The organism is Streptococcus sp. HMSC061D10 (genome assembly GCF_001808865.1).
Lineage (GTDB): Bacteria > Bacillota > Bacilli > Lactobacillales > Streptococcaceae > Streptococcus.
Genome location: NZ_KV794988.1, coordinates 75,908 through 92,417 on the forward strand (window position 1 = coordinate 75,908; position 16,510 = coordinate 92,417).

Below are 16,510 nucleotides of genomic sequence, written 5' to 3' on the forward strand. Positions count from 1 at the left end.
CCTTTCTGTTTATGTTTTCTTTTTGAAATTAAATTTCTTCTTTTTGAATGAATTCTGTACGAATTTCTTGTGGTACCAATAGTCCTGAATGGACTGGGTATGGGCGTTCCAACAAGTCAAGAATAGTTTGTTGTTTTTCAGACACACGGATATTTTCTTGACTCATGTTGTAGTAACGAAGGACATAACCTTCTTCATTCTCAGCCACCTTAAAGGCTGTTGGGCAGACTTGTGGCAAGTTCAGTGCCGGATGGTTAAAGAGGCTACCCGTTGCTGCAACGCTACCCTCTTGTTTTGCAACTTGAAGAGCTGTAAATGGCACCTGGAAGGCTTTGGCACGACGGAAAGCTGAGAAGCGTTCCCCTGCTTGGTGACATTCTACTGCAAATTCAACTTCGATAGCTCGCAAGCACTGAGCTTCCGGCGTTGGGAAATAGCCCCAGTCACCGAGTTCGCCTGAAGCACGAAGAAGGGTTACAGCCATGGTGTCATCTCCAAGAATTTCATACTCGTGCAATCCTTTATTGGATACTGTCACTCCTTTAACATCATCATACAAGCTGACAAAGGCTTGTTGGTGTTGTGGATTTTCAGGATTTTCCCAAGAAGCTGCTGGTTTATTTGGTCTTGTCACAACTTCATAGATGCTTTCAGAATCATTGCTTGGACGAGTGTTATGAGTTTTCACCAAGAGACGGATGCGGTGATCCTTGGCTGTATTAGTAAAGCGAGTTTTAAAGCGAATCTGTGGATTGTCCACAAAGACAGTCATTTCTGTTTCAAGAGGAATGGTTGTCAACTCTTCTGAACGACCTGCATCTCGTTTCATGAACTCGATGATACCTCTTTGTTCTGCATCCAATTTTTCATCTGCGCTAACTGGAATAGTCAAGTCATGTTTGAGCAAGATTTTGGCATAGCGAGCATTGTTTTCTAAGACTTCATAACCTTTCAGTTGAGCATAAATTGGCTCAGTTCCTTTCGGCTGAAAGTAAATGTACTCGTTACCAATATCTCCACGGTCCTCGAATTGGATGAAATCTTCGTAAGCTTCGTTTGTAGTCTTGTCATAGACTGTGATTCCTTCATCTACACTCACTGTTACGAATGGTGTATCAATGACTCCATTTTGATAAATACCATCTCTATATTCTACTTGACCTTCGACCAATTGGAAGCTTGCCCAAGAAAGCGGTGCAAGGTGGACTGGGATTGTCACGCGCACTTGGCGTGCAATATAGGGTTGGCGGAATTTATCCTTAGGCAAAGTATAGCCAAAACTTGCTCCCAAGTCTTCAATCTTTGCTTCAAGGATATGACCATCCAAATCTTCAACATGGTAATCTGGCAAGGTCACGGCTGCCATCTTCTTGTAACCTTCAGTCGGATGCAATTCTTTAAAATCACAAGTCACAACATCCACTACAACACTAACTGTATCAACCTTGTCATGTAAAGCTGTGTTGACAACGGTAAAGAGGTGGTCGCTTTGCGCATTTTGAGTAGCTAATTTATCCTTCCATTCGTTAAGAAGATTAGTCTTAACAAAATTCCCGACTTGATTAACCTTTGCAAAACGAGTTTCCATTTCACGGTGAACTTCGTCAATACTACAGCCACAGATACTATCGTGCGGTGCATTTTGCAGAAGTACTTTCCAAGCATAGGTCAATTGATCCTTGTGGTTATGTCCACCAGTGATAATGGTTAATGGTTCCACGACCTGCTCTAACAAGTTGCTATTTTCTTGGAAGGCTTGTTTGAGGTAAATACGTGAAGAAGAGGTGTTAGCAAGAGTATACCAACCATCCGTTTCCTGGCTGGTCAACTCACCTGTGACCGTTGATAATTGTTCAGGAAGTGCACTTTCCACTGCTTGGACATATTCGTCAAATGAGCTATGAATAAAGGTCACGTCAGGGAAGAGTTCGTTGGCTACACGAATCGCTTCGCTAATATTTCTCTGTACAGGCTGGTGGTCACAACCGTTCATCATCAACCATTGGTTGGTCGATGCATAGTCACGGACGTCTGCTAATTTTTGCTTCCAGAAAGTCAAGGCTTCGTCTTTATCCACTGGAATTTCGTTCCCATTACTATACCAGTTAGCAAAAAGAATGCCGAGGACACGGCTACCATCAGCCCCCTGCCAGTACATCTCAGAAAATTGAGAGGTAAACTGTTCATCTTCAAGGACTTGATTGTCAAATCCGATTGGCTTGACACCACGACCAAAGGCTGCTACGTGAATACCTGATTTTTGAAGGATTTGAGGAGCCTGCCCCATATTTCCAAAGGTATCCGGGAAGTAGCCAATCTGCGTAGATTTGCCCCATTTGGCACATTCAGCTTGCCCAATCAAGGTATTGCGGACATTGGCTTCACTTGAAATCAAGTAATCATCCTGCAAGATATAGAAAGGCCCAATCTTCAGTTTGCCTTCGTCGATATAACGCTGCACCTTGTCACGGTTTTCAGGGCGAATTTCTAAATAGTCATCAAGGACAATGGTTTGTCCATCCAAGTGGAAACTCTTGAACTCAGGGTCATTTTCAAAAAGATCAAAAAGATTGTCAAAAAGTTCCACCAATTGCATACGGTGACTTTCAAAAGGTAGATACCACTCACGATCCCAGTGACTGTGAGAGATGATATGTACAACAACATTTTCCATGAGTAAAACCTCATTCTAACTTAAATTTTAAAATATATTTGTGATTCTTCCCTAGAATCAGTTGAGCGAAAACGTGCTCCTTATACTCAATGAAAATCAAAGAGCAAACTAGGAAAAGCCAAAGGCTGTACTCGAGTACGGCAAGGCGAAGCTGACGTGGTTTGAATTTGATTTTCGAAGAGTATTAGCGAATATCCAAGTAATCCAAGACCAACTCACAGAACATCATGTTGGCCCATGAGAACCATTCACGAGAGTAGAGAGTCGGATCATCGACGTGGAAGCTTTCGTGCATAACACCTGTTCCACCATCACAAGCGACGAGCTGATCTAGCAAGAATTTTTTCTCAGCTTTATCTGTAGCTGTCAAGCCTTGGATAGATAGGGCAATTGGCCAGATATAACGATAGAAGGTATGAGAACTTCCGAGACCGCTAGCGTATTCTCCTTGGTAGAAGTAGGGATTTTCAGGGCTGAGAATGGTGCGACGAGTTGCTTGATAGACTTCATCATTCACATCGCAGTAACCAAGATATGGAGTTGCTAACAAACTTGGTACGTTAGGATCGTCCATGATGCTAGCATTTCCTAGACCATCCACTTCAAAGGCATAAATCTTTTCACCCTTACTGTTGGTGGTGTAGGCATAATTTTCGATCCCTTCTTGAATCTCAGTCTGCAGGCGTTTAGCATCAACAATGATGCTTTCACTATCGGCTAGATTCAATTCTGCAAAGATTTCTTGGACATATCCCAAAACAACCACTGCAAACATATTTGATGGAATCAAGTAGCTATACTGACAGCAGTCATCGCTTGGACGGAAGGCTGACCAGGTCATTCCTGTCACGGCAAAGTCAGGACCAAAGCCGTCATTTACCAAGGTATCTTCCTTACGATCGGTATCGCGAACAAAGCGATATGGTGAGTTCTTGTGGTCTTGTTCCACCGTCCAGAGATGGAGAATCTCCTTGGTCGCTGTAACAAAAGTCTCATCAAACTGGCTAGTCTCACCAGTTTCCTTCCAAAGGAGATAAGCCAACTGCAATGGATAACAAAGCGAATCCACTTCATACTTGCGCTCCCAAATCCAGCCATTCAAGTCTGTATGGTCTGTCTCATGGTGGCCTTTCCAGTTCTCCTCAATATTGAAAGAGTTGGCATAGGGATCTTTGAGAATCAAAGTCATCTGACGTTTAACCAAACCAGCAATGGTCTGACGCAAACGAGGATCTCTTTTAGCCACATGGAGGTAAGGTCTTAGCTGAGCAGTTGAGTCACGAAGCCACATAGCTGGGATATCTCCAGTCAGTACAAAAGTTGAGCCGTCTTCTAAGATCTCAACTGTATTGTCTAAAGTGTCTGTGTAGCAACGTTCAAAGACATCCACCCATTCAGGATGATCTTTAGCACGCTCTGCTACCTCATCTAACCACTCTCTGACAATTTCTTTTGAATATACCATAAACTATTTTGCCTCTTTCAAACAAATTTTCATTTTCAGTATATAGCTTTTAGTCCAGAAAATATATACACAAATGTTAGTCATTATTCTACAAAATTGTTATATTTTGAAGTCATTTTCTAAAAGTATCCTTTTTCTGATATAATGTAGAAAACTACTGAAGGAAACCACTATGAAACCGATACTTGAAACCATTGATACCCGCTTTGGCACAGCTAGCAAGCACGCCTTTTCACAAGGAAACACCCTACCCTACACAGGTGTTCCTTTTGGCATGAATTACTTTGTCCCCAAAACCAGTGATCAAGAAGGATCATGGTTTTTTGATCCTCACCTTCCTATCTTTCAGGGTATTCGACTAACCCACCAGCCTAGTCCTTGGATTGGTGATTACTCCTGGCTCTTACTGACTCCAGTTACAGGAAAAATCAAGGGTAACACTCTCTTTCATCGTCAATCTTCTTATAGTCTTGAACGTGCTATTTTTAATCCTCATTTTCTAAAGATTTTTTCTGAGCGTTATCAGATTGAAACGCAGCTAAGTCCTACTTGCTACGGGGCTTCTCTCCAAATAAGACAAGTACAGGGAAAGAACCTCTCACTCTACGTGCATGCGGCAGATGTTTTAGCAGTCGAGCAAGTGAATGAACGTACTATTAGCCTTAAACAAAGCGGATTGACAGAAACAAATAAAAGTCCTCTCGTCATGTTCACTGCACTCGCATTCTCTAAGGATATTCTAGCTATCAATCAAGAGGGGCAAGACTGGCGTATTGATTTGGCTGGAGCGGAAGCTCAAGTTCAACTAGCTACTTCTTTTATTTCTAAAGAACAGGCCCTCTTTAATCTGCCTAGAAAAGACTTTGAAGAAACGAAGTCAGAGGCTAAAGCAAGTTGGGAAGACCTTCTAGGTCGTTTTGATGTCGTGGAAACCGGCTCTGTAGACCGAACATTTTTTGATCATTGTCTATACAGACTCTTTCTCTTCCCGCAAACCTTCTATGAGGTAAATGAGCAAGGCGAGAATATTCATATTGACCTTGCTTCAGGAACGATCAAACCTGGCCTACTCTATACCAACAATGGTTTCTGGGATACCTTCCGCACTTCATTCCCACTCTTTGCCTTGATTATTCCAGAGCACTATCGTCAGTTTCTTGAAGGCTTCCTCAATAGCTATCGAGATACTGGATATCTCCCTAAGTGGCTGGCTCCTGACGAAAGAGGAATGATGCCTGGGACTTTGATTGATGGCCTTCTTGCAGATAGTGCCTGCAAGGATATGGCACCTGAGTTTGAGGAAGAATTTCTCAAAGCCATGATCAAAACTGCGACCAAGGCAGACCCAAAAGCTATCAACGGACGACACGGCCTGGCCCAATACCAAAAGCTAGGATACCTATCCACGGACTTCCATGAAAGTGTCAGTCATACACTGGACTATGCTTACAGTGATTTTTGCATCTCTACCTGCGCAGCAAAATTAGGTCAAGAAGAGCTAGCTCAAGCCTATGCTCAATATTCTAAAAACTATCAGAATCTATTTGACTCTGAGACGGGTTACATGAGGGCGCGTGATGTAGATGGCAACTTCCGTCCTGACTTTTCTCCCTATAGTTGGGGACGAGATTACGCCGAATGTTCAGCTATTCAAGCCAGTCTAGGTGTCTTACATGACATTTCTGGACTTAGCCAACTAATGGGTGGAAAAGAAGCCTTTAGTAACTATCTTTTAAAAGCTTGTCAAAGTCTCCCTCTCTTTGAAACGACAGGCTATGGATATGAAATTCACGAGATGAGCGAAATGGCAACAGCACCATTTGGTCAACTAGCCATTTCAAACCAACCAAGCTTTCACATCCCTTATCTTTTCCGTTATAGTAATTACCCCCAATATACCAGTCTCCTAATCAAGACTCTCCGTCAAAAAGCCTTTCGAGCTGGTTGGGATGCTTATCCAGGCGATGAGGATAACGGTAGTCTATCTGCCTGGTATGTCTGGTCTGCCCTTGGACTTTACCCGACCTGCCCAGGGAAAGCAAGCTATGACCTTGGGATTCCACTCTTTGACCACCTTCGTGTCAATCTAGCTCAAGAAAAGAAATGGCTTGATATTCGTACGCAACAAAATCATGAACACTTCCACTTTGTACAAGACTGTCATCTTGACGGAAAAGAAGTTCAGAGTATTAGTCACCAAGATTTGCTTGATGCTCAATCTCTCGACTTTACCCTCAGCTGGTTACCAAATCGCTAATCGATCAAATCCCCTTGTCATGTACAAGGGGATTTTCTGATTTATAGTAAATCTCCCACAAAGTTATCCACAGATTGTGCATAACTTTCAAATCAATTTCATATATTTCCAAACGATTTCTCTCAACCATTTTTTTGACATTCTAAAATAAAACACCCTCAATAGACTGTTCTATCAGTCTTTATAACCGACTAGCTTAGTACCCAACTCACACATTCTATCTCTTTTTTCTACACTAACATTTGGAAAACAATTTTTTATTTTACAAAGTTATCCACAGATTGTGTATAACTTTTACTCAAGTACAAACTCCATCTGATAAATCCGCCTACATTTTTTATAGGAAATTTCGAATTTTGTTAGGCGCTTTCAAAAAAACATGATATACTGAAACTAATAGAAAAGGAGACATTATGAAAAAAGATCAACACCAACTTAATTGGCTGATGGTTTCTCTGATTGCTTTCAACATGGTTTGGGGGCTCGGAAACGTCGTCAACAACTATTCTCAACAGGGGATTTCAGTCGTCGTATCTTGGATTTTGATCCTCGCACTCTATTTTATCCCATACTCCCTCATCGTTGGACAACTAGGTTCTACCTTTAAGGAAAGCGGAAGCGGTGTTAGTGACTGGGTTGAAAAAACATCAACCAAACGTCTAGCCTACTTTGCTGCTTGGACCTACTGGGTTGTGCATATCCCTTATCTCGCACAAAAACCTCAAGGAATTCTGATTCCGCTTGGATGGGCCTTGCAAGGTAACGGACAATTTCTTAAACAAATTGACATCCACTGGATCGTTATTCTCTGTTTGCTAATCTTTGGACTTTTCCTCTATCTTTCTACAAAAGGATTGACAACACTGAAAGTCATCGGTAGCTTGGCAGGAAGTGCCATGTTGATTATGTCACTACTCTTTGTGCTTTTGGCTGTTGGTCTGCCTTTCATCAAGCCAGATATTCAGTTTGCGACACCACACATGGATCAACTGAGCACTTACATTCCAAACTTTGATTTTTCTTATTTTACAACCATCTCACTACTGGTCTTTGCAGTTGGTGGTTGTGAAAAAATTTCCCCTTATGTGAATCAAACTCGCAATCCTGCAAAAGAATTTCCAAAAGGCATGATTGTCATGGCAATCATGGTAGGACTCTCTGCTATCCTTGGTTCAGTTGCCATGGGAATGCTATTTGATGGCAATAATATCCCTGAAGACCTCATGCGTAATGGCGCTTATCAAGCCTTCCAAATGTTAGGAAATTCTTGGGGAGTTGGAAACCTATTTGTCGTGATTTACGCTCTTACAAATATGGTCGGACAAATCGCAGCACTTGCCTTCTCTATTGACGCGCCATTGCAAATCCTTCTCAATAACGCTGATGAAAACTACATCCCAAGCTGGCTTCGTAAACGTACTGAAAAAGGTGTCCTCATTAACGGCTACCTTCTTACAGGTGTCCTCGTTAGCCTTATCATCATCCTTCCAATTTTTGGTATTCAGGAAATTGACGGACTTGTAAAATGGATGACCAACCTCAATTCTATCGTAATGCCAATGCGTTACCTCTGGGTATTCCTTGCCTATATGATGCTCAATCGCGCTTGGAAAACATACAAAAATGCCGAATACAAGTTTGTGAATAATCCTAAAATTGGCTTTGTTATCGGTACTTGGTGCTTCCTCTTTACTGCCTTTGCTTGTATCCTTGGTATGGTTCCAAAAATTAGCTATGCTGAGAATCCAACTGCTTGGCAATTCTCTCTTCTAACAAACATCTTGACACCAATTATTCTGATTGGTTTAGGTGTGATTCTACCAATCCTTGCAAAAAAAGAACAAAAGAAACAAATCAAATAAATCCTACTATTAGCTAGATAGTATCACTTTTGTCTTTTCCTGAAAGAAAAATCCCTTTGAACAGTAGCGTTCAAGGGGATTTCTTTTTGTTTGATTGTTTATTTTCTACTTGGCTTCATACCAAGTCACGCCTTCATTTTCATCAGCAATCAGGGGTATACTGAGTTGAATGGCTTCTTCCATGGTTTGTTTGACGAGTTTTTTTATGGCAGCTAATTCTGACTTAGGCACTTCAAGAACAATTTCATCGTGTACTTGTAGAAGCATCTTAGTCTGATAACCACCCTCTACCAATGCTTTATCTAGTTGAATCATAGCGATTTTGAGAATATCTGCAGCCGAACCTTGGATAGGTGAGTTGATAGCTGTACGCTCTGCAAAACCACGAATGTTAAAGTTACGCGAATTAATATCTGGCAACTCACGACGACGTTTGAAGAGAGTCTCTACATGACCCTTATCACGCGCCTCACGAACGACTTCATCCATGTAATTTTTGATACCAGGAAAGCGTTCAAAGTAAGTGTCGATGTATGCCTTAGCCTCTTTACGGCTGATACCTAGGTTATTGGATAAACCAAAGTCTGAAATTCCGTAAACCACTCCAAAGTTGACAGCCTTGGCATTGCGACGGTCGTTTGGAGTCACATCCTCAGGACGTTCAATTCCAAAGACACGCATGGCTGTCGAGGTATGGATATCAGCTCCCTCTTGGAAGGCCTTGATTAAGTGCTCATCTTTAGAGATATGCGCCAAAACTCGCAACTCAATCTGTGAATAGTCAGAGCTAAGAAGGACACTATCCTCCCACTCTGGCACGAAAGCCTTACGAATGAGGCGACCTTGTTCCAAGCGAACAGGAATATTTTGCAAGTTTGGATCGACACTAGACAGACGCCCTGTCTGAGTCAAATCTTGAACATAGCGCGTGTGAATCTTGCCATCCGCTAAAATCCAATCCTGCAAACCAATCACATAAGTCGATTGAATTTTAGCAATCTGACGATAATCTAAAATTTTCTTGACGATTGGGGCAATAGGAGCTAGGCGCTCTAACACATCCACTGCTGTTGAGTAACCTGTCTTGGTTTTCTTGGTGTATTCTATAGGGAGACCTAACTTTTCAAAAAGTAGTTCGCCCAACTGCTTAGGCGAGTTGATGTTAAACTCCTCACCAGCCAATTCATAAATCTCTTGAGTCAGCTTTTCAATGACAAGCTCATTTTCAACTTGCATCTCGATTAGAGTTTCTTTTTTAACCTTAATCCCAGCGATTTCCATCTTAGCAAGAACAAAGGCCAGAGGTTGCTCCATCTCATAGAGAAGGTCTAATTGTCCGTTTTCACTTAACTTTTCAAGCAATACAGGCTCTGTCTCAACCAGCACAGCAACCTTGCGAGCCAAGTGCTCCAAGAATGTCTCTCTCTCAGGGATAGCTTTCTTGATCCCCTTACCGTAGAAGGTCTCATCATCAACCAAATAAGTTTGGCCGTAGAGACTAGCGATAGTTGAAATTTCATTATTCTCGACAGTAGAGAGAAGGTATTTGGCCAAGCGACTGTCAAAAGCTGGAGCCTGTAAATTCAAACCAAAACGATTTAAGAGAACTTTAGCTTTCTTAAAGTCATACACTTTCAGAGGTTTTTTTTCTAGAAATTCCTTGAGAATTGGCTCCTGCAAGAGTTCCAACTTATCTGTAGCATAGAGCTTGTCTCCACAAGACCAAGCAAAACCAATCAAGTCATCTGCATGGTAGTTTTCTCCAAAGAGTTCAAAGTGAAAGATGGAGTCCGCACTTAGCATATCTTGACTGACTTGGTCAACAATAGTAAAGTCCAAACTATCAGCCACATCAGCTGATGATACATTTAAAGCCTGCTTGAGTTGTTTAAAGCCCATCTCATCGTAGAATTTTCCGAGGTTTTCAATATCTGGACCGCTATAAACCAAATCATCTAGGCCAATCTCAATCGGTGCCTTAGTATCGATAGTTGCCAGTGTTTTAGACAGAAAGGCTTGTTCCTTGTCATTGACAAGATTTTCCTTCATCTTTGAAGCCTTCATGCTATCAATGTTCTCATAAATACCTTCAAGCGAGCCATGTTCAAGCAAAAGCTTGATACCAGTCTTCTCACCAATCTTAGTGACCCCAGGAATATTATCTGACTTATCCCCCATGAGTGCCTTGAGATCAATGAACTGAGCTGGTGTGATTCCCATCTTTTCCATGAGATAAGCCGGTGTAAAGGCCTCAAACTCAGCCACACCTTTCTTAGAAATCTCAACCACAGTATGCTCATCTGTCAACTGAATCAAGTCCTTGTCTCCGCTGACGATAGTTACATCAAAAGAATCCTTTTCAGCCAAACGCCCCAGAGTCCCGATGATATCATCTGCTTCATACTGAGCTAACTCATAATGACGAATCCCAAGATGGTCTAGCAACTCACGAATAAAAGGAAATTGCTCACGAAACTCATCCGGAGTCTTGGCACGACCACCCTTATAATCAGCATACATCTCTGTACGGAAAGTCGTCTTCCCCGCATCAAAAGCAACCAAGATATGACTCGGTTGAACACGCTCCAGTAGGTGATTTAACATCAGATGAAATCCGTAGATTGCATTGGTATGTAGTCCATTGTCATTTTTAAAACGATCCAGTTGCTGGTAAAGTGCAAAAAATGCTCGGAAAGCAACTGAAGAACCGTCAATTAGTAGTAATTTTTTCTTGTCCATACACCCATTATAAAGGAAAGCAGGGAAAAATACCATTAGGAAGAGCCCAAATGCTGAATAACACTTATGAGACTGGTTTTTCTACTCGAACTCCATCGCCATCAACTTGAAATCCATCGATAGTAGTATTTACTGCCAATTCTCCAGATGCATTTACATAGTAATGTTTTCCTGAAACCTGGAACCACTGGTTGGTTTTCATAGCTCCAGAACTTTCCAGATAATACCAAATACCTTTATCCTTCAACCAACCTGTCTGCATTTCACCAGATGACTTCAAGTAATACCAATTCGAACCATCTTTTAACCAACCTGTTGTCATTCTACCATCAGCTTGCAAATGATACCAGTTCCCATTAATCTTCTTCCAACCGACGGCTATCTGACCATTTTCATAGTAGTACCAACTTGTTCCCTCTTTTGCCCAACCATTTTTAGAGCTACCTGTTTTAGTTAAGGGGATATAACGTCTGTTTCCACTTCGTGAAATATAACTAATCCATTTATAGCCTTCTTTTTCAAAGGTTTGATCATAATGAACACTCATTCCAGCTTCGTAGTAATCGATAACAGTAGATGTCAATGATGGCTGGTCCATAATAGCAGATTTTTCTGTGAAGTGATGAGTTCCACTGAAAGCTAGTAGAGACTGATGATGCCCTACACTAGCATTCCCTACATCTTTAAAGTGAATGAAACCAGTCATAGAACTCGCCTTTACAATTCTACTATGATATGTTTCTGTATAATCATAATTGTACTCCTCGATTTCAATCATGTCTCCAATCACATTAGATACCCAGGCTACGTGACCGTACTGCCCTCTTGTACTCCAAGCAATCGCACCAATTGCTGGTTGCTGGTCCACCCGATAGCCTTCTTTTTGGGCTCGATAACCCCATTGATTAGCGTTCCCATAAGCAGCTGGTAGTTCAAAACCATTGACACTACTTAAACGAAAAGCAGCAAAAGAGGTGCATTGTCCCGAGTACATACGCCACTTATCAATTTTTTGACTTCCATTTTTATAATAATAGGGATAATCATCTCCTCGTGCCAGTGATCCATTGTTTGCCTGGTTGGCATGAACAGTTCCTCCACCAAACAAAAAAACTCCTGCTAGTAATAGTGAAGCTGATCCTACAGCTGTCTTTCTGAGAAAAGTTCCCTTTTTATGTCCTGCTTTAGTAAATGTCATTCATTCTCCTTCAAATAATTAGATTTTTGAGGTTGACCTCATCTATATCATTCGAAAGAAAAAGAAAAAAGTGAGAAACTTCCCACTTTCATGATTATCCTTAATCCAAATAATGAATTAAGTTCTTTTCTGTTAAAATATCTGAATAGGTGAAAGATTCAACATAGACATTTGCCTGTTTGTCTCCTTCAACATTTCCAAACTCAACGATGAAGAGCGAAGGATAAACCTCAATTAGTTTTCCTAAACGATTTTTTTGGCGTTTACGACCATTTTCTAGGGTCATTTCCACCACTTGTCCCTCATGCGCCTTAATTTCTTCTTTGATTTTTTTCATTTTAGCCACATCTGTAAATGCGTCTGTCATCTTGGTTCCTCCATCTTCGAAATACTTGAAAATTTATTATATTCTTTTTGGAAAATCAATTCTACCGTTCCGCGAGCACCGCTACGGTTTTTCTCGATAATCACTTCTACTTTATTATTTGGAATGCCTTCCTCTTCTTCACCACCACGCTCATAATAGTCATCACGATAGAGAAAGGCTACGATATCAGCATCTTGCTCGATAGATCCAGATTCACGAATATCAGACAAAACTGGTCTCTTATCTTGACGTTGCTCTACACCACGAGAAAGCTGACTAAGAGCTATAACTGGAACTTTGAGTTCTTTTGCTAAGATTTTCAACTGACGGGAAATCTCAGATACTTCTTGTTGACGATTTTCTCGACCAGTTCCAGTGATAAGCTGAAGATAGTCAATCAAAATCAAGCCTAGATTACCTGTTTCTTGAGCCAGTTTACGGGAACGAGATCGAATTTCTGTAATCCGAATCCCAGGTGTATCATCAATATAGATACTTGCATTAGCCAGATTACCCTGAGCAATCGTATACTTACGCCATTCTTCCTCGGTCAATTGACCCGTACGGATAGAATGTGACTCTACCAAGCCTTCCGCAGCCAGCATACGATCGACCAAACTTTCAGCACCCATTTCCAGAGAGAAAATAGCAACTGTCTTATCGAGTTTGGTTCCGATATTTTGCGCAATATTCAAAGCAAAGGCTGTCTTACCAACCGCAGGACGAGCTGCCAAAATAATCAATTCTTCCTCATGCAGACCTGTCGTCATATGATCTAAATCTCGATAGCCTGTCGCAATACCCGTGATATCTGAAGTCTGTTGCGAACGAGCTTCTAGATTTCCAAAGTTAATATTCAATACATCGCGAATATTTTTAAAACCATTTCGATTGGCATTCTCACTGACATCAATCAAGCCTTTTTCTGCACGAGCGATAATTTCGTCAGCAGGTTGAGAAGCTTCATAGGCTAGGTTTACAGACTCTGTCAACTTAGCAATCAGACGTCGAAGCATGGCCTTTTCTGCTACAATTTTAGCATAGTATTCCGCATTAGCAGAGGTTGGCACTGAATTGACAATCTCAACCAGATAAGACAAGCCTCCGATAGTTTGTAAATCACCTTGGCTATCTAGTATAGTCCGAACTGTGGTTGCATCAATAGCATCTCCACGATCAGACAAATCAACCATAGCCTGAAAAATCAAACGGTGAGCATACTTAAAGAAGTCCTGTGAATCGATATATTCTCGGACAAAAACGAGTTTAGTCTCATCAATAAAAATGGCTCCCAACACAGATTGTTCTGCCAGAATATCTTGAGGCTGAACACGCAGTTCTTCAACTTCTGCCATCAGACTTTCCTTCCTTTTACAATGTTGTCAACCAATCGTAAATTAAGCTTCCTTGACACGAAGATTGATTACACTTGTCACATCTTGATAAATCTTCACCGGAACATCAATCAAACCAACTGCTCGGATTGGTGATTGAACTTGAATGTGGCGTTTATCAATTTTAATACCAAATTGTTTTTGCAATTCTTCTGCAATTTTCTTGTTGGTAATAGATCCAAATGTACGTCCATCTGGACCAACTTTTTCAACAAACTCAACGATGGTTTCTTCTGCTTCCAGTTTTGCTTTAATTTCCTTCGCTTCTGCAAGCATCTCTGCATGTGCTTTTTCTTCTGATTTTTGTTTACCACGCAACTCACCAATAGCTTGAGCTGTAGCTTCCTTAGCAAGGTTTTTCTTAATTAAAAAGTTTTGTGCATATCCAGTTGGCACTTCTTTAATTTCACCTTTTTTTCCTTTACCTTTAACATCTGCTAAAAAGATTACTTTCATTCTTCTGACTCCTTTTCTTTTGTTTCATTAAAAATAACTGTTTTCAGTTTATCTCCTGCTTCTTGCAGGCTCATATCTGTCAAACGTGCCGCAGCTAAGTTAAAGTGACCACCGCCACCTAACTCTTCCATAATTCGTTGGACATTGATCTTACTTCTGCTTCGTGCAGAAATGGAGATTGCTCCTTGACTATTCTTAGCAAGTACAAAGCTGGCCTCTATACCAGACATAGCAAGCATAGCGTCAGCAGCCTTACTAATAACAACCGTATCGTACTCTTTATCCTCCAAAGCTTGAGCAACCAGGATTGATGGCTGCACCATTTGCCCTTGTAAAATTAACTCATTTACTAATCGATATTCTTCAAAATCCGTGGCCGAAATTTCCTGAATGACAATGCTATCACTCCCTCTCGTTCTGAGATAACTTGCAACATCAAAAGTTCGACTAGTTACCCGAGAGGTGAAATTTTTAGTATCCAACATCATTCCCCCCATAAGAACACTAGCCTGAATGCGACTCAAACGTTTCTTCTTAGAGTTTTGAAATTGAATCAACTCAGTTACAAGTTCACTAGCACTGCTTGCTCCACTCTCGATATAGGTAATAACCGCATTATCTGGAAAATCTTGGTCGCGACGGTGATGGTCAATGACAATCGTCTGTGTAAACAAATCATAAAACTCTTTGGATAAGGTTAAAGCTGTCTTAGAATGGTCAACCATCACAAGCAAGGAACGTTTGGTAACCATTGTCATAGCCTGGCCTAAAGGAAGAAGTTTTGAAACACCCTCCTCTTCCAAATAGTTAACCGCTCGAGCAATATCTGGAGACATCTCTGTAGGATCATAAATCACATAACTATCTTCCAGTACATTACTCGAAAACAACTGCATTCCAACCGCTGAGCCAAGAGCATCCATATCCAGATTCTTATGACCAACCACAAAAACTCGATCGACACTTTTAAGTTTATCTGAAATAGCTGTCATCATGGCACGAGTTCGTGTCCGAGTACGTTTAACAGATGCAGCTGAACCTCCTCCAAAGTAGATTGGATTTTTAGTTTCATCATTCTCTTTTACGACAACTTGGTCACCACCACGAACTTCAGCTAAGTTGAGATTAAGAAGAGCCACCTTCCCAATCTGATCATGATTCCCATCGCCATAAGAAACTCCCATACTCATCGTTAGTGGTAAATTCCGTTGCTTGGCTTCTTCACGAAAGGTATCAATCACAGAAAACTTATCCTGCATCAAGTGACCAAGTACAGTGTAGTCAGTAAATAGATAAAACCGATCCATACTCACTCTACGAGAAAACATGGCATGTTTCCCAGCAAATTCTGAAACAAAATTTGCAACAAAACTATTGATATGACTAATGTCTGATTCAGACGTTTCATTTTCCAAATCATCATAGTTATCAACTGAGATAATCCCGATTACCGGTCTACTTGTCACAAGCTCAACAGTCGCCTCATACTCACCAGAAACATCAAAAAAGTATAAGACACCTGAATTTCTATCTAAATGCACTGCATATCGTTTCTCCCCAACAATGGCATAAGACCCTGGAGTAGAAATCGAACTCTTTAAAATCTTTTGAAATTGAGGAAAATCAATTTCTCCATCCTCAGTTGTCAAAATTAATTCCGCATAGGGATTGAACCATTCAATCTCACTGCTGTCCATATTTAATTTAACAACCCCGACAGGCATTTGCTCCAACAGAGCACTCAAACTATCCGTAGCCTGATGATTGACATACTGGATTTGCTCGATATCTGTTTTTTTGTAATATTTTTTCTGGAAATTAAATAGCAGAACATAGAATACGATAAATAAAAATAGACTTGCTATAGTGATAAGATTATCCTTTACTAACACAATCAAAATGGTCATAATCGTAAAGGTTACCATAGCAATCAGATACATAAAAAAGGGATTTATTTCATTTTTTTTCATTACAAACCTCTTGCGCATTATTATACCATAATTGTAGCCAAAATGCGACTTTTAAAGAGGGAACACTATTTTCAAATAATAGTAAAACATCCAAACTAAAAAGTGGTTTACACTAGTGTAAACCACTT

General features: G+C 40.8%; 10 protein-coding genes. 2 read left to right on the top strand and 8 right to left on the bottom strand.

What is annotated here, in order from left to right; all coding sequences use genetic code 11:
* Positions 1–28: 28 nt before the first annotated feature.
* Positions 29–2,674: an alpha-mannosidase gene (locus tag HMPREF2728_RS00650; protein ID WP_075226764.1), complete on the bottom strand. Its 2,646-nt coding sequence runs from the start codon at positions 2,672–2,674 to the stop codon at positions 29–31.
* 184 nt (positions 2,675–2,858) lie between these two features.
* Positions 2,859–4,139: a glycoside hydrolase family 125 protein gene (locus HMPREF2728_RS00655; protein WP_075226765.1), complete on the bottom strand. Its 1,281-nt coding sequence runs from the start codon at positions 4,137–4,139 to the stop codon at positions 2,859–2,861.
* 172 nt (positions 4,140–4,311) lie between these two features.
* Between HMPREF2728_RS00655 and HMPREF2728_RS00660 the strand changes: the two genes are divergently transcribed.
* The gene (locus HMPREF2728_RS00660; protein WP_075226766.1) at positions 4,312–6,396 is read left to right on the top strand and encodes a GH92 family glycosyl hydrolase; all 2,085 of its coding nucleotides are present in this window, start codon (positions 4,312–4,314) and stop codon (positions 6,394–6,396) included.
* A gap of 413 nt (positions 6,397–6,809) precedes the next feature.
* Positions 6,810–8,258: an APC family permease gene (locus HMPREF2728_RS00665; RefSeq protein ID WP_075226767.1), complete on the top strand. Its 1,449-nt coding sequence runs from the start codon at positions 6,810–6,812 to the stop codon at positions 8,256–8,258.
* A 105-nt stretch (positions 8,259–8,363) separates the two neighbouring features.
* Here HMPREF2728_RS00665 and polA read toward each other — a convergent pair whose 3' ends face one another.
* The 6 genes from polA to HMPREF2728_RS00695 all read right to left on the bottom strand — a co-directional run bounded on the left by polA (position 8,364) and on the right by HMPREF2728_RS00695 (position 16,382).
* Positions 8,364–10,997 carry a DNA polymerase I gene (polA, locus tag HMPREF2728_RS00670; protein WP_075226768.1) on the bottom strand — a complete coding sequence of 878 codons (2,634 nt, stop codon included), beginning with the start codon at positions 10,995–10,997 and terminating at the stop codon, positions 8,364–8,366.
* Positions 10,998–11,061: 64 nt separating this feature from the next.
* Complete coding sequence (locus HMPREF2728_RS00675) at positions 11,062–12,195, bottom strand: N-acetylmuramoyl-L-alanine amidase family protein (protein WP_075226769.1); 1,134 nt, start codon at positions 12,193–12,195, stop codon at positions 11,062–11,064.
* 100 nt (positions 12,196–12,295) lie between these two features.
* Positions 12,296–12,562 (bottom strand): Veg family protein, encoded by a 267-nt coding sequence (locus HMPREF2728_RS00680; protein WP_000128621.1) that lies wholly within the window; start codon positions 12,560–12,562, stop codon positions 12,296–12,298.
* A complete protein-coding gene (dnaB, locus tag HMPREF2728_RS00685; RefSeq protein ID WP_000852500.1) occupies positions 12,559–13,917 on the bottom strand; it encodes a replicative DNA helicase in 1,359 nt (452 codons plus the stop codon). The genes HMPREF2728_RS00680 and dnaB overlap by 4 nt, the downstream gene beginning before the upstream one ends.
* A 42-nt stretch (positions 13,918–13,959) precedes the next feature.
* Complete coding sequence (rplI, locus tag HMPREF2728_RS00690) at positions 13,960–14,412, bottom strand: 50S ribosomal protein L9 (RefSeq protein WP_000864204.1); 453 nt, start codon at positions 14,410–14,412, stop codon at positions 13,960–13,962.
* On the bottom strand, positions 14,409–16,382 hold the full coding sequence (locus HMPREF2728_RS00695) for a DHH family phosphoesterase (RefSeq protein WP_075226770.1): 1,974 nt from the start codon (positions 16,380–16,382) through the stop codon (positions 14,409–14,411). The genes rplI and HMPREF2728_RS00695 overlap by 4 nt, the downstream gene beginning before the upstream one ends.
* Positions 16,383–16,510: the final 128 nt, after the last annotated feature.

What these genes read in the sequence shown, in the direction of transcription:
- HMPREF2728_RS00665 (WP_075226767.1), top strand. Translation starts at nt 6,810, where the DNA reads ATGAAAAAAGATCAACACCAACTTAATTGGCTGATGGTTTCTCTGATT.
- polA (WP_075226768.1), bottom strand. Translation starts at nt 10,997, where the DNA reads ATGGACAAGAAAAAATTACTACTAATTGACGGTTCTTCAGTTGCTTTC.
- HMPREF2728_RS00655 (WP_075226765.1), bottom strand. Translation starts at nt 4,139, where the DNA reads ATGGTATATTCAAAAGAAATTGTCAGAGAGTGGTTAGATGAGGTAGCA.
- dnaB (WP_000852500.1), bottom strand. Translation starts at nt 13,917, where the DNA reads ATGGCAGAAGTTGAAGAACTGCGTGTTCAGCCTCAAGATATTCTGGCA.
- HMPREF2728_RS00695 (WP_075226770.1), bottom strand. Translation starts at nt 16,382, where the DNA reads ATGAAAAAAAATGAAATAAATCCCTTTTTTATGTATCTGATTGCTATG.
- rplI (WP_000864204.1), bottom strand. Translation starts at nt 14,412, where the DNA reads ATGAAAGTAATCTTTTTAGCAGATGTTAAAGGTAAAGGAAAAAAAGGT.
- HMPREF2728_RS00680 (WP_000128621.1), bottom strand. Translation starts at nt 12,562, where the DNA reads ATGACAGACGCATTTACAGATGTGGCTAAAATGAAAAAAATCAAAGAA.
- HMPREF2728_RS00650 (WP_075226764.1), bottom strand. Translation starts at nt 2,674, where the DNA reads ATGGAAAATGTTGTTGTACATATCATCTCTCACAGTCACTGGGATCGT.
- HMPREF2728_RS00675 (WP_075226769.1), bottom strand. Translation starts at nt 12,195, where the DNA reads ATGACATTTACTAAAGCAGGACATAAAAAGGGAACTTTTCTCAGAAAG.
- HMPREF2728_RS00660 (WP_075226766.1), top strand. Translation starts at nt 4,312, where the DNA reads ATGAAACCGATACTTGAAACCATTGATACCCGCTTTGGCACAGCTAGC.